15 protein-coding genes and 1 pseudogene are annotated in these 13,195 nt (G+C 67.7%); 3 read left to right on the top strand and 13 right to left on the bottom strand.

The window, feature by feature from the left end; translation table 11 throughout:
• The first annotated feature begins 137 nt into the window (after positions 1–137).
• Together VNO22_15420 and VNO22_15425 are read left to right on the top strand one after the other, a co-directional pair.
• Positions 138–344 (top strand): hypothetical protein, encoded by a 207-nt coding sequence (locus tag VNO22_15420; GenBank protein ID HXG62758.1) that lies wholly within the window; start codon positions 138–140, stop codon positions 342–344.
• 15 nt (positions 345–359) lie between these two features.
• Complete coding sequence (locus VNO22_15425; protein HXG62759.1) at positions 360–668, top strand: TlpA disulfide reductase family protein; 309 nt, start codon at positions 360–362, stop codon at positions 666–668.
• A gap of 12 nt (positions 669–680) precedes the next feature.
• Here VNO22_15425 and VNO22_15430 read toward each other — a convergent pair.
• From VNO22_15430 to VNO22_15480, 11 genes and pseudogenes are all read right to left on the bottom strand, one after another.
• A pseudogene (locus tag VNO22_15430) lies at positions 681–1,676 on the bottom strand (serine hydrolase domain-containing protein).
• Positions 1,667–2,494: a D-amino acid aminotransferase gene (locus VNO22_15435; protein HXG62760.1), complete on the bottom strand. Its 828-nt coding sequence runs from the start codon at positions 2,492–2,494 to the stop codon at positions 1,667–1,669. Before VNO22_15435 ends, VNO22_15430 begins: the two are co-directional and overlap by 10 nt.
• 48 nt (positions 2,495–2,542) lie before the next feature.
• Positions 2,543–3,676, bottom strand: a complete 1,134-nt coding sequence (locus tag VNO22_15440; GenBank protein ID HXG62761.1) for a M64 family metallopeptidase — start codon at positions 3,674–3,676, stop codon at positions 2,543–2,545.
• 72 nt (positions 3,677–3,748) lie between these two features.
• Entirely contained in the window at positions 3,749–4,117 is a 369-nt protein-coding gene (locus tag VNO22_15445; protein HXG62762.1) for a hypothetical protein, read from the bottom strand.
• A 131-nt stretch (positions 4,118–4,248) separates the two neighbouring features.
• A complete protein-coding gene (locus VNO22_15450; protein HXG62763.1) occupies positions 4,249–4,539 on the bottom strand; it encodes a hypothetical protein in 291 nt (96 codons plus the stop codon).
• 62 nt (positions 4,540–4,601) lie between these two features.
• A complete protein-coding gene (locus tag VNO22_15455) occupies positions 4,602–6,050 on the bottom strand; it encodes an NAD(P)(+) transhydrogenase (Re/Si-specific) subunit beta (protein ID HXG62764.1) in 1,449 nt (482 codons plus the stop codon).
• Positions 6,047–6,337, bottom strand: coding sequence for an NAD(P) transhydrogenase subunit alpha (locus tag VNO22_15460; GenBank protein ID HXG62765.1), 291 nt, complete (start codon positions 6,335–6,337; stop codon positions 6,047–6,049). Before VNO22_15460 ends, VNO22_15455 begins: the two co-directional genes overlap by 4 nt.
• A complete protein-coding gene (locus VNO22_15465; protein ID HXG62766.1) occupies positions 6,334–7,461 on the bottom strand; it encodes a Re/Si-specific NAD(P)(+) transhydrogenase subunit alpha in 1,128 nt (375 codons plus the stop codon). The genes VNO22_15460 and VNO22_15465 overlap by 4 nt, the downstream gene beginning before the upstream one ends.
• 68 nt (positions 7,462–7,529) lie before the next feature.
• Complete coding sequence (locus VNO22_15470) at positions 7,530–9,011, bottom strand: aldehyde dehydrogenase family protein (GenBank protein ID HXG62767.1); 1,482 nt, start codon at positions 9,009–9,011, stop codon at positions 7,530–7,532.
• 37 nt (positions 9,012–9,048) lie between these two features.
• On the bottom strand, positions 9,049–10,704 hold the full coding sequence (locus VNO22_15475) for an electron transfer flavoprotein-ubiquinone oxidoreductase (protein HXG62768.1): 1,656 nt from the start codon (positions 10,702–10,704) through the stop codon (positions 9,049–9,051).
• 64 nt (positions 10,705–10,768) lie between these two features.
• Complete coding sequence (locus VNO22_15480; GenBank protein ID HXG62769.1) at positions 10,769–11,200, bottom strand: hypothetical protein; 432 nt, start codon at positions 11,198–11,200, stop codon at positions 10,769–10,771.
• Between the two features lie 196 nt (positions 11,201–11,396).
• Here VNO22_15480 and VNO22_15485 point away from each other — a divergent pair, with 196 nt between their 5' ends.
• On the top strand, positions 11,397–11,774 hold the full coding sequence (locus VNO22_15485) for an STAS domain-containing protein (protein ID HXG62770.1): 378 nt from the start codon (positions 11,397–11,399) through the stop codon (positions 11,772–11,774).
• On the opposite strand, the gene VNO22_15490 is transcribed toward VNO22_15485, so the two are convergent.
• Together VNO22_15490 and VNO22_15495 are read right to left on the bottom strand one after the other, a co-directional pair.
• A complete protein-coding gene (locus tag VNO22_15490) occupies positions 11,771–12,898 on the bottom strand; it encodes an NADH-quinone oxidoreductase subunit D (protein ID HXG62771.1) in 1,128 nt (375 codons plus the stop codon). The genes VNO22_15485 and VNO22_15490 overlap by 4 nt on opposite strands.
• Positions 12,899–12,922: 24 nt before the next feature.
• Positions 12,923–13,195: NADH-quinone oxidoreductase subunit B (locus VNO22_15495; protein HXG62772.1), on the bottom strand; the 273-nt coding region annotated here is incomplete at its 5' end.

Genomic DNA, 13,195 nt, shown 5'->3' on the forward strand with positions numbered 1-13,195 from the left:
GCCGGGACCCTAGCATCTTTCGCAGGGCGCGGCAAGAAAGACCGTTCCCCGCCCCGGCCCGGGGGAATATAATGGCGAGGGCGGCGGCTGCGGGGACAGAGGGGCTTCGGCCGGGCCGAGAAGGGAAAGGAGAACGTATGACCGGACGTGGAATAGCCCTCTGGGCGGCGCTTGCGATGCTCGGAGCGGCCCAGGAAGACCCGCTCTTTTCGAATTCGTACAAGGGAAAGGCGCCTCCCGAAATCGTTTCCGAACCCGGCGCGTGGATCAACGCCTCCGAACCTCTGCGGCTGGAGAAGCTTCGCGGCAAGGTGGTCTGGCTCGAATTCGGGTTCCTCAACTGAGGGGCCTGCCGGCGCATGAAGCCCCACCTGGTCAGGTGGCATAAGGAGTACGCGGAGAAGGGACTCGTCATCCTCGACATCGACGACGGCTCTCAGGACTCGCTCGCCGACCTCAAGGCATCGGTGGAAAAGGAAGGGATCCGCTACCCCGTCCTCTGGGACAAGGACGCCCGCAACATCGGCGCTTACGGCGTTCAGGCCATGCCGGCGGCGTACCTCATCGGAGCCGATGGAAAGGTGGTCTGGGAAGGAGTCCCCGACGCGGGCAAGCCGGAGGAGTACGAGAAGCGGATTCGGGCGGAGCTGGACAAACTGAAGAAATGAGCGGGGCCCGCCCTACCCTCTCAGGGCGGCGACGACCTCGCGGCGCAGGCGCCGCACGTCCGTGGCCTCTCCCGAACGCACCCGGTTGGTCAGGAGGACGACGAAGCGGCGGCGCGCCGGATCCATCCAGACGAGCGTGCCGGTGAACCCGGTATGCCCCACGCCGGGGGCGAAGGGGGGCTCGTCGAAGATGTCCCAGCCCAGCCCGCGGCGATCGCCTCCGGGTCGATCCTGGGGCGAGAACATCGCCTGCAGAGTTTCCGGACGGAGCAGCCGGCCCGCCAGGAGCGCCCGGCAGAACCGGGCCAGGTCGTCCCCCGTGGAAAAGAGCCCCGCATTGCCGGGCTGCCGATCCGCCGTCTCGTACGCCCGCGCGAGCGGGTCGTGCACGCGACCCGCCGGCTCGTCCGACGTGGGGGCGCACCGGGCCGGGTCGGGGTCGAACCCGGTATCCTTCATCCCGAGGGGCTTGAAGATCCTCTCCTCGGCGAACCGGCCGAGGGGAATTCCCGCCGCCTCCTCGACCAACCGGCCGAGGACGATCATGTTGAGTCAGCTGTAGACGGGCTTTTCGCGCCGCACGGGAAGCACCGCGATCTCCTCGAGGATGCTCTCCGGACTCCGCCGGCGTGGGGTGAGGTACGCGGGCAGGCCCGAACGGTGCGCCAGGAGATCGCGGACCGTCACCGGCCGGCCCGCGAGGGCCGCCAGGAATTCGCCCACCGGCCGGTCGAGCGCCAGCCGCCCTTCCTCGACCAGCATCATCGCCGCCGTCGTCGTGGCCACGACCTTCGTCACGGAGGCGAGGTCGAAGACCGTGTCCGGACGCGCCTCGCCGAACGCCTTCCGGTACAGGATGCGGTCCCCCTCCCCCGCCACGACGACCGCCGCCGGAATGCGGTCCTCCTGAAGAATCCGCGCCACGAGCGCGTCGAGCGGAGCGTCCGCCGGCGCGCCGCGGCACGCCGCCAGCGCCGCCCCCAGAAGAAATCCCGCGGCTATCCGCATTCGCTTCCGACCAGCTCCCGGAACGCGGCGCGCAGCCGGGCCGTCACCGGCCCCGGAGCCAGAGGCTTCCCGTCCAGGGCCGTCACCGGCATGATCTCGGCCGTCGTCCCGGTCATGAAAATCTCGTCGGCCTGCCGCGCTTCGGGAAGCTTCACGGGGCGTTCTTCGACGGAAATGTCCAGCCGGCGGGCCAGGAAGAGCGCGATCTCGCGGGTGATCCCGTTGAGGATCCGGGAATCGGCCGGATGCGTCCGCAGGACGTTCTTGAAGACGAAGAAGGCGTTCGACGCCGTGCCTTCGGTGACGGATCCGTCGTCGCGCACGAAGAGCCCTTCGTCGCATCCGGACTCCACGGCTTTCTGGCGCGCCAGAATGTTGGGCAGCAGGCAGATCGTCTTGAGGTGGCAGCGTCCCCAGCGGTCGTCGGGAACGGAGCGGAGCGTGTAGGTTTTGCTCTCGGGAGCGGGCTGGAGGGGACGCGCGTACGCCAGCACAGTGGGCCGGATCCCGGACGGAAACGCGTGGGCCCGGGGAGCCGCCCCGCGCGTGATCTGAAGATAGATCGTGGCCTCCTTGAGGGACCCGAGGACCTGCCGGCAGATCTCGGCCAGCCGCGGAAGCGGTTCCGGCGGCGGGATCCGCACGCCTTCCAGGCTCCGCTCCAGCCGGGCCAGGTGCGCGTCCAATCGAAAAGGCCGGCCGTTGTAGACCCGGATGACTTCGTAAACGCCGTCGCCGAACTGGAACCCGCGGTCCTCCACGGACACGCGCCCTTCCTCCAGCGGAAGCAACGAGCCGTTCAGATAGAGCGTCGTCATGGCCCCCGAGTATACTTCGGCGACGGGGCGACTGCACCGATCCGACGTTCAGGGGATCGGCCGTTCGTAGATGCGCGCCTCCCGCAACCCCGCGCGCGCGTCCAGCTCGTTTTGGATGCGAATGCGGGCGGGGACATCGAACGTCTTGTGGTAGTGCGGCCGGAGCTCCTCCCATCGCTTCCAGAGAATCTCCCCGTCCGCCGAGTCTCCGAGCTGCCCGGTGCGGTGCAGGGTGCGCGCCACCAGAATCTCCTCGCACCAGAAGCAGAAACGGTCGAGGTCCCGCAGCATGGCGCCGCGGCGGCTCCGATCAAGGGTCCAATTGTCGTGCGTTCCGTTCATGAGGCACCGGGCCTCGCTGTGCCAGGCCCCTTCTTCGGCGACGCCTCCCACCCAGAGCACCCCGATGACGCTTTCGGGATCCGGGTTGATCTCGCTCCCCGGCGAAAGATGGGCCCAGGGAAGCAGGCGCCGCTCTTTCGTGTGGGCGATGTTGGAGACGGTGAAGAGCGAAGGCCGGTCCGGCGTGCGCCGCTCGGCCCTCAGCCCCGCCGCGCGGATGTATTCGTCCCGCAGCCCCCCATAAGCATGCCCGAATTCGTGATGGGCGTTGGCGGCGAATCCGACCGCCACGGAGAGGGCCCCGTCCGGAGAGGCGATCTCCCGGGCCAGTCCGCTCGGTTGCATTCCGCGCTCGTTGAGGACGAGCATGACGACGGTCGTGTGCGTGAGCCGCCCCCCGGTCCGCACGCGCGCGGCGTCCAGACGCTCGAGCGCCCGGAAGATGCCGGCGCGGGTCTGCGGTCCGGCGACATCCCCGACGTCGAACGGGGTGGACGCGATCGCGTAGCGGGAACGCCGTTCCCGGGAGGCCCGGGCGGCGCCCGGGGTCCAAAGCCCCCGAACCCGGAAGGCTCCGCGGAACTCCCTCCAGGGAACGTAGGTCAGGAAGCGATCGTACCAGCCCAGGACGTCGCGCTCGAAGCGCTCCCGCTCGTCCTCGAGATATCCGTCGCCCAGGATGACGACCTCGAGCCGGCGCTCCGGGGGGATCTCGACCCGCCGCCCGGGATTTCGCAGGTCGGGCACCCAGGGGCGCTCTTCGGGACTGGCCGCGATGACGTCTTCCTGGGCGGCGCCGGTGCACGCCAGGACGAAGAGGCCGGCGACGATCAGGGGCATGGAATCGGTCCTTCCGGGGACGGCCGGAGCCTCCGGGGCGGCGGCCCCGGAGGCTCCGGTTGGATTCGCGAACTACCCTTTGGCCTCCGACACCTGAAGGAGGGTCAGCGTCTGATTGCCCTTGGCGTCCTCCGAGAGAACCCCGTACAGGACGAAGGGGCCCTCTTTCCCTTTCAGGCCGCTCAGGAAATCCTGGGCGCCCTCTTCTTTGGAGTTGGCCAGAAGGAGCGATCCCGCGTACAGCTTTCCGCCTTTCTCGGTCACCTTGGACGTCACCTTGAGTTTCACCTGGCCGACCTTGTACCGGCCGACGGCCTTGGTGATGTCGGCCATCTTCAGCTTTGGAAACTCCCCGAAGCGCACGATATACGTCCCGGTTCCCGACTGAAAATCATCCTGCTCCACCGCTTTAGAGCCTGCCAGGCTCTTCAGGCCGTTCATGACGGCCTTGCCTCAGCTCGTCGGTCAGCTCAGGCCGCTGACCGTGACCCGAAGCTCGTGCACGTCCTCCAGGGCCGCCCCCGCGTTCGCCGCCGCGAGCGCAAGGACGCCCGCCACCACTGCCGCTGTCTTCATCGCTTACCCTCCTGAAAAGAACCGTTTTTTTGACCGCCGTCGGCCTTGCTTTCTTCCTGCATTCGCGCGATCTCGCGCCGGAGCGCTTCTTCCGCCGCGCCGTGAGACTCCCGAAACCCGCGCGCCGCAACCCGAACGGCGAGCGCCAGGATTCCTGCGCCGGCGCCCAGGGCCGTGAGGCCCGCGGCGACCCAGGCGGTCCGGTCCAGAACTCCGCCCGCACCCGCCGCCAGCAAACCGCCGGCGACCAGGCCCGAGCCCAGCCACGAGCGCGCGCGGAGCGTCACCTCAGGTATCCGAAAAGGTTATACGGATGGGGTTCTTCCCCGTTCGACCCGGACCGAAGGATTTATACCGCCCCGTCTTTGAGCGCCTGGGCGAGTTTGGCGAGGGTCTGCTTGGCGTCGCCGAAGACCATCATCGTGTTCGGCTGAACGAAAAGCTCGTTCTCGATCCCCGCGAATCCGGGATTCATGCTTCGCTTCAGGACGATGACGGCCTTGGCCTGGTCCACGTTCAGCACGGGCATCCCGTAGATCGGGCTGCCGGGCGTATTCTTGGCCGCCGGGTTCACGACGTCGTTGGCGCCGACGACCAGCGCCACGTCCGTGCGCTGGAATTCGTCGTTGATCGTCTCGAGTTCGAAGAGACGGTCGTAAGGAACGTTCGCTTCCGCCAAAAGAACGTTCATGTGGCCGGGCATGCGCCCCGCCACCGGGTGAATGGCGTACTTCACCTGAATGCCGCGCCGCTCGAGCAGGTCGGCCAGCTCGCGCACCGCGTGCTGCGCCTGGGCCACGGCCATGCCGTAGCCCGGGACGATGATGACGGACTGGGCATTCCCCAGGATGGTGGCGGCCTCTTCCGCCGAAGCTTCCTTGACCGTTCCCTTGGCCGCGGCGGCCGAGACGCCCGCGGCCGACGGCGCCGCTCCGAACCCGCCGAACATGACGTTGGCGAGCGACCGGTTCATGGCCTTGCACATGATCTGCGTCAGGATGATGCCCGAGGCCCCGACGAGCGATCCGACGATGATGAGTACATTGTTGCGCAGCACAAATCCCGTGGTCGTCACCGCCATTCCCGAGTACGAATTCATGAGCGAGATCACCACCGGCATGTCCGCGCCGCCGATCGGGATGACGACGAGCCATCCGAGAACCAGCGAGAGCACGACCAGCCCTCCGAAGAGCGCCAGGCTCGCGTCGGCGGCCGGACGCGCGGTCAGAAACGCTCCGATCGCCAGGGCCCCCAGGAGAAGCGCGAGATTCAGAAAATGCTGGCCCGGGAAGAGAATCGGACGGCCCGAAATCAGTTCCTGAAGCTTGGCGAACGCGGCCATCGACCCCGTGAAGCAGACGCCGCCGATCAGGACCGAAAGATGCACGGGAATGGACCCCGCCACGTCCAGCGCCTCGGCGCCGGCGATGCCCTGGCGCATGAGGCCGTGCTTGTGCACGAACTCGACCACGGCCACGAGAAGCGACGCCGCCCCGCCGAAGCCGTTGTAGAGCCCGACCATCTGCGGCATGGCCGTCATCTTCACCTTGTAGGCGGACACCAGGCCGATCGCCGAGCCCAGCGCGACGCCTCCGAGAATGATGACCAGATTGTTGATGAGCGCGCCGCCCCGCGTCCCTCCGACTCTCCAGAAGAACGTGGGCACCACCGTCAGCGCCATCGCCGCCATCGAGATGAAGTTGGCGCGCCGGGCCGTCCGGGGAGACGCCAGGCCCTTCAGGCTCAGCATGAAGAGGAGGGAGGCGAGAAAATAACAGATTTCGACGGGAATGTTCATTTCTTCTTCTTGAACATTTGAAGCATGCGGTCCGTCACGGCGTAGCCGCCCACCACGTTGATCGTCGCCAGCGTCACCCCGAGGAAGGCCAGCACGCCCTTGAAGTCCCACGAGGCGTAGACCGCCGCCAGGATCGCGCCCACCAGGGTGATGCCCGAGATCGCGTTCGATCCGGACATGAGCGGCGTATGAAGAAGCGGCGGCACCTTGGAAATGAGTTCCACCCCGGCCGCCACCGCCAGCGCGAAGATGTAAAAGACCAGGACCCAGTAATGCGCTTCCGTCATTTCATCGCTTCCTTCACCTTCGGGTGCACGACCTCCCCTTCCCGCGCGATGACGCACCCGCGGGTGATTTCCTCGTCCAGGTTGATCTTCCAGGCTCCGTCGGCGGTCAGATGGAGAAGGAGCTTTTCGATGTTCCTCGAGAAGACCAGGCTCGCGTTCTGGGCCACCTGGCTCGGGGCGCTCATCGGTCCGAGGATCGTCACCCCGTGCCGGACGACTTCCCTGCCGGGCTCGGTCCCCACGACGTTGCCTCCCTGTTCGGCCGCCAGGTCCACCACGACCGATCCCGGCCGCATCGACCGGAGATGCTCGTCCGTCACGAGCGTCGGAGCCTTCCGTCCCGGGATGAGGGCGGTCGTGATCACCACGTCCGCCTTCGCAATGGCCTGCGCGATCAGCTCGGCCTGCTTGCGCTTGTACTCCTCCGACTGCTCGGCGGCGTACCCGCCCTGACCGGTTTTCACTTCCACGCCCTTGACCTCGAGGAACTTGCCCCCGAGGGACTCCACCTGTTCCTTCGTCTCGGGACGCACGTCGGTGGCCTCCACCACCGCGCCCAGACGGCGCGCCGTGCCGATCGCCTGAAGCCCGGCCACCCCCGCGCCCATGACCAGCACGCGCGCCGGCGTGAGCGTCCCCGCCGCGGTCATCAGCATCGGGAAAATCTTCGGCAGCTTCGCGGCCGCCGCGACCACGGCCCAGTAGCCGGCCAGATTCGCCTGCGACGAGAGAACGTCCATCGCCTGGGCGAGCGTCGTCCGAGGGATCATGTCGAGCGCCACGACGAGCATCCGCCGCGCCGCCAGCGCGCGCACAAGGTCCGCGTTGGACAGCGGGTAAAGGAGACTCACCAGCGCCGTCCCTTCCCGGAACCGGGCGATCTCCTCGGGCGCGGGCTTATTCACCTTCACGATCGCGTCCGCCCGGGACACGAGCTCCTCCACCGAGGCCACGACCGTGGCCCCCGCGTCCCGGTATTCCGCATCCGACACGAACGCCCCTTCGCCCGCCCCGGCCTGGACGAGGACCTCGATTTTCCGGGGAGCCAGCTTGCGGACCGTCTCGGGAACGATCGCCACGCGGCGCTCGAACGGAGCGATCTCCCGCGGAATCCCGATTTTCATGGCGAGCCTTCTTACCTTTTCGGGGCGGAGAAATCAAACATTTGATCCGCCGCCCGCGCCGCACGGGCTCATTCCGCCGTGTCGATCTGGGCCTTCTGGAGCCGCCCGCTGTAGTCCACGTAGACCGTCTTCCACTCCGTGAAGACCTCGTAGATCGGATGGGCCCCTTCCCGGTGCCCGTTGCCGGTGCTCTTCGTGCCCCCGAAGGGAAAGTGACACTCCGCTCCGATCGTCGGCGCGTTCACGTACACGATTCCCGCGTCGATCTCCCGGACGGCGGCGAAGGCCCGGTTGACGTCGCGCGTGTAGATCGAACTCGACAGCCCGTACTCGACGTCGTTGAGCACCCGAAGCGCCTCGTCCAGGTCGCCGACCGTGAGGACGGCCACGACGGGACCGAAGATCTCCTCCCGCGCGATCCGGGCCTCCGGCCGGACGCCGTCGAAGATCGTGGGCTTGTAGAAGCATCCTTTCCGCAGGGCCCCTTCCGTCGCCGGCTCTCCTCCCAGAACGAGCGATCCTTCCTTGCGGCCCACTTCCACGTAGGCCTGGACCGCTTCGACGCGGGCGGGGTTGATGAGAGGGCCCACGTCGGTTTTCTCGTCCAGGCCGTTTCCCAGCCGAAGCGTCCGCGCCCGCGCGAGGAACCGCTGGAGGAAGTCGTCGTGGATCTTCCGATGGAGGATGAGCCGGGACGTCGCCGTGCAGCGCTGGCCCGTCGTGCCGAACGCCCCCCACAGCGCGCCCTCCAGGGCGAGATCGAGGTCCGCGTCGTCCATCACGATCTGAGCGTTCTTGCCGCCGAGTTCCAGGGACAGCCGTTTGAGGGCCGGCCCGGCGGCGCCGGCGATCTCGCGCCCCGCGGCCGACGACCCCGTGAAGCTGAGGACCCGCACGTCGGGATGGCGCACGAGCGCCGCGCCGACCTCGGAGCCGCGGCCGTGAACGAGGTTGAAGACGCCGGGGGGCACGCCCGCCTCGGCGAGCACCCGGGCCAGAAGCTCCGCGCAATAAGGCGTATCGCTGGCGGGCTTGAGAACCACGGTGTTCCCGGCCACGAGCGCGGGAAAGGTCTTCCAGGCGGGGATCGCCATCGGAAAGTTCCAGGGCGTCACCAGGCCGGCCACGCCGATCGGCGCGCGCATCGTCCATCCCGCCTTGTCGGGAAGCTCGCAGGGGGCGGTGAAGCCGTGCAGGCGGCGACCTTCTCCGGCGTGCAGAAAGGCCGTGTCGATCGCCTCCTGGACGTCGCCCCGGGCTTCCTGGATCACCTTGCCCATCTCGCGCGTCATCGCCCGGGCCAGTTCCTCCTTGCGCGCGCGGAGCAGCTCGCCGGCGCGGAAGAGGATCTCTCCGCGCCGGGGCGCCGGGGTGCGGCGCCACGCGGGAAACGCCCGGCGGGCCGCCGCGACCGCGTCCTCCACGTCCTCGGGACCGCTGGCCGGGAACTCCCCGATCACGTCTTCGAGATCCGCCGGGTTGCGGTCCTGGAAGGTCCGGCCGCTCCGCGCCGGGACCCACCGCCCGTCGATGTAGTTGAAGCATTTCATGGCGATCCGCCTTTCCTCCCTTCCCGTTCCCCGCGGGTCACAGGTTCTGGTACGACGGGCCCCCGCCTCCCTCCGGGGGCACCCATCGGATGATGCCGTAGGGATCCATGATGTCGCACGTCTTGCAATGGACGCAGTTGGAGGCATTGATCTGAAGGCGGCCCACGTCCTTCTCGTCCTTCCGGACCCACTCGTAGACCGCCGCGGGACAGAAATGCTGGCAGGGGTTCCCGTATTCGCGCACGCAGCGGGACACGCAGAGATCCGGCTCGAGAACGAGCAGGTGGCACGGCTGATCCTCCTCGTGCATCGTGCCCGACACGTAAAGGTCCGAGAGCTTCGAAAACGTCAGCCGGTCGTCGAACGCAATCCGCGCCGGCCGCGCCTGGGGGGTGCCGTGGTAGCGCTCGATCGTCTGCATCCGCGTGTGACCCGGCGCCAGACGAACGCCCGCGAAGGGGCTCCAGCCGCCGGATACCTCGGCGAAGGCGGCTCCCAGAAGACCGGCGGCGAATCCGTATTTGAATCCCTTCTTAAAGTGCCGGGACTTCCAGAGCTCCCGGCGGATGAAGCTCCCTTCGATGCGCGCGCCGTACGACGCCAGCGTCCGGTCGGAGAAGTCCCCCTTCTCCAGCGCCTCGAACGCCGTCTCCGCCGCCAGCATGCCGCTTTTCAGGGCCAGATGGACGCCCTTGAGCCGCTGGGGATCCAGGAGCCCCGCGCCATCCCCGGCCAGGAGCGCCCCCGGCATGTGCAGGCGGGGCACCGAATACCAGCCCCCCTCGGGGATGGTCTTGGCGCCGTATTCGACGAGGCGCCCGCCTTCGAGCATCGACCGGATCTTCGGGTGCGTCTTGAAGCGCTGGAACTCGTGGTGCGAATCGGTGAACGGATCCTTGTAATCGAGCCCGACCACGAACCCGATGTCGAGCCGGTCCCGGGACATGGAGTAGATGAATCCGCCGCCGAACTGGTCGTTCCGCAGCGGCCATCCCATCGTGTGGATCACGCGGCCGCGCGGAACGGTCCCGGCAGGAAGCTCCCAGATCTCCTTGACCCCCGCGGCGTAAACCTGAGGCTGGCGTCCTTCGTCGAGCCGGAAGCGCTCGACGAGCAGCCGCGTGAGCGATCCGCGCGGGCCTTCGCTCACGACGGTGACCTTCGCCCGAAGATCCACCCCGGGCTCGAAGTTGGGTTTCCGCTGTCCGCGGCGATCCACCCCCTTGTCGCCCGTGCGCACGCCGACCACGCGCCCCTCTTCGATGAGGGGCTCCACCGCCGCGAAGCCCGGGAAAAGATTCACCCCCAGCGCCTCCGCCTGCCGGCCGAGCCACCGCACCAGCTGCGCGAGCGACACGATGAGATGTCCGTGGTTGCGGAGGGAAGGCGGCGTGAAAGGCAGCGCCGCGCACTCGTCCCGAGTGAGAAACCAGACGTAGTCCTCTTCCACGGGCGATTCGATCGGCGCCCCCTGAGATTCGAAGTCCGGGAAAAGCTCCCGAAGCGACTTCGGGTCCATGACCGCGCCGGAGAGGGTATGAGCTCCGATTTCCCGTGCCTTGTCGAGGACCGCGATGTTGACCGCCCGGCCGGACGCCTTGGCAAGCTGGGCCAGGCGGATGGCTCCTCCCAATCCGGCCGGACCGGCGCCGACGAAAAGAACGTCCACCTCGAGGACTTCGCGCTCGGCCATGGCGCCGCGTATTGTAGGAACTCCGACGGGTCGGCGTCCACCCCGCGGGACGCTCGACGGAATCCTACGGGTCGGGCGCCCCGCTCAGAGGGGAATCCTCGGGGTTGAACCGGAAGGGCACTTCAGGGAGAGGCTCCACCGGACGCGTTGGAAGATCCGCGGGCGGAGATCCGCGCATCTGCCTCAGAAAGGCCCCATGAAGGGTGTGGAACTTCTCGCGCTCCTTCTGGACTTCGATCGCGTCCACGAGGGCGGCGACGAGCATCCCCGCCCCGGCGGCGGCCGCGGCCGCGCCAGCCGCCCGCGTGCGGGCCGAGCGGCGCCGATCCTGCGCCAGATCCGTCCCGATCGCGGTCGCCATGACGCCCCCGGCGGCCATGAGGGTGGAGCCCGGAGAGTGAAGGGCCTCGGGAGGGACGTACGGGTTCGGCGATGCGGCCCGCCCGGCGCAGCCCGCCAGCACCGCTCCCAGCAGCCCCACGACGGCCTTCTTCATGGCTTTATCCGCCGGGCCAGGATGGCCCGACGCTCCCTCTCTGGATGGCTTCCCGTCGCCGGTTCTCCTCCGAGCGCTTTCCGCCGCCCCATCCACCTCCGTCCGGGCCGGCATGAATTTCACAGTACCACCCTTCCGTCCCTCCTTCAAGCCGAGCCCCACCGAGGCCCCTCCGGGGTATAATCTCTCTCGAACCATGACGCACGGCCCGGGACCGATCCTGAAGATCCGCTCCGAGGACCTCGAGCCCGGCGTCGGGCTCATCGAGCTGCAGGGGTCCCTGGACGCTTCCAATGTGTCCCTGTTCCGCTCGCTCGCCGAAGGCTTCTTCCTCCGGGGAATCTACCGCCTGGTGGTCGATCTCGGAAAGGCGAATTACGTGGCCTCCGCCGGGTTCAGCGCGTTTCTGGCCTGCCTGGACACGGCGCGCAGGCGGGGAGGCGGCCTTGCCTTCGCCCGGCCGACGCTTCAGGTCCGGGAGGTCTTTTCGCTGATGGGGCTTCTGGACTCCGTGACGGTGGCCGAGGATGTTCCTTCCGCGGCGGCCGCGCTGCGGGGAACGCGGACGCGCTAGCGGTCGATCTCGCCGAGGACGATGTCGATCGATCCGAGGATGGCGATGAGATCGGCGATGAGCACGCCCTTGCCCGCCTCCGACATGATCGCCAGATTGACGAAGCTCGGCGCGCGGACCTTGACCCGGGTGGGCGTCTCGGAACCGTCCGAGATGATGTAGAACCCCAGCTCCCCGCGGGGGTTCTCGATGCACGTGTAGGCTTCACCCTTGGCCGGCTTGATCTTGCGCAGATCGGCGGCCACCTTCCCCGCCGGCAGCCCTTCCATGGCCTGGCGCACGATCTTGCAGGATTCGATCATCTCCTCGATCCGCACCCAGTAGCGGTTCCAGCAGTCGCCCAGAACCCCCACCTTGTCGCTGCCGAGACACGTCTTGAACTGGAACTTGTCGTACCCCGAATAGGGCATGGCCTTGCGGACGTCGTAATCGACCCCGGACGCCCGAAGGTTGGGACCCGTCAGCCCGTAATCCACGGCCATCGCCGCCGGAATCACGCCGAGTCCCCGCGTCCGCGTGATGAAGATCTGGTTGTAGCTGAGCAGCTCGTTATAGTCCTTCAGGCGGTCGTCGAAGATGTCCAGGAAGTTGAACACCATCTCGGCGAACTTCTTGTCCACGTCGCGCATGACGCCGCCGACCTTCACGTAGTTGTACGTGAGCCGCGCCCCGCAGACGTACTCGAACATGTTCAGGATCATCTCGCGCTCGCGGAACGCGTAGAGGAACGGCGTGAACGCGCCGATGTCCAGACCGTACGTCCCGAAGGCCAGCAGGTGCGAGGCGATCCGGTTGAGTTCCGCCATGATGACGCGGATGTACTGCGCGCGCGGCGGGACTTCCACCTGAAGCAACCGCTCCACCGCCAGGCAGAAGCCCAGGTTGTCGCTCATCGACGAGAGGTAATCCATCCGGTCCGTGTACGGCACGAATTGCTCGTACCGGAGGTTCTCGCCGATCTTCTCCGCGCACCGGTGGAGGTACCCCACGACGGGGGTCACCTCGCTGACCAGCTCGCCGTCCGTGCGGATCATGAGGCGCAGGACCCCGTGGGTGGAGGGGTGCTGCGGCCCCATGTTGAGCAGCATGTCCTGGGTTTCGAGCGCCTTACCCGCGTGGGTCATGGAGCGGATCCTCGGATCCCCGGATCAGTTGAGGGGCTTGACTTCCGCGTAGGAGCCCTTGCGGCCCGGAAGCGCGGGGGTCACGAGATACGCGTCCCGGTCCACCTCGGGGTCCTTGGCCAGCGTCTGCCGCTGAATCTTCTTCTGCAGCTTGATGATTCCGTCCAGAAGCGCCTCCGGCCGCGGGGGACAGCCCGGCACGTACACGTCCACCGGCACCACCTTGTCCACCCCCTTGACCACGGAGTAGCCCCACTTGTAATAGGGCCCGCCCCCCACGACGCAGACGCCCATGGC

The sequence above is a fragment of the Planctomycetota bacterium genome, assembly GCA_035574235.1.
Taxonomy (GTDB): domain Bacteria; phylum Planctomycetota; class MHYJ01; order MHYJ01; family JACPRB01; genus DATLZA01.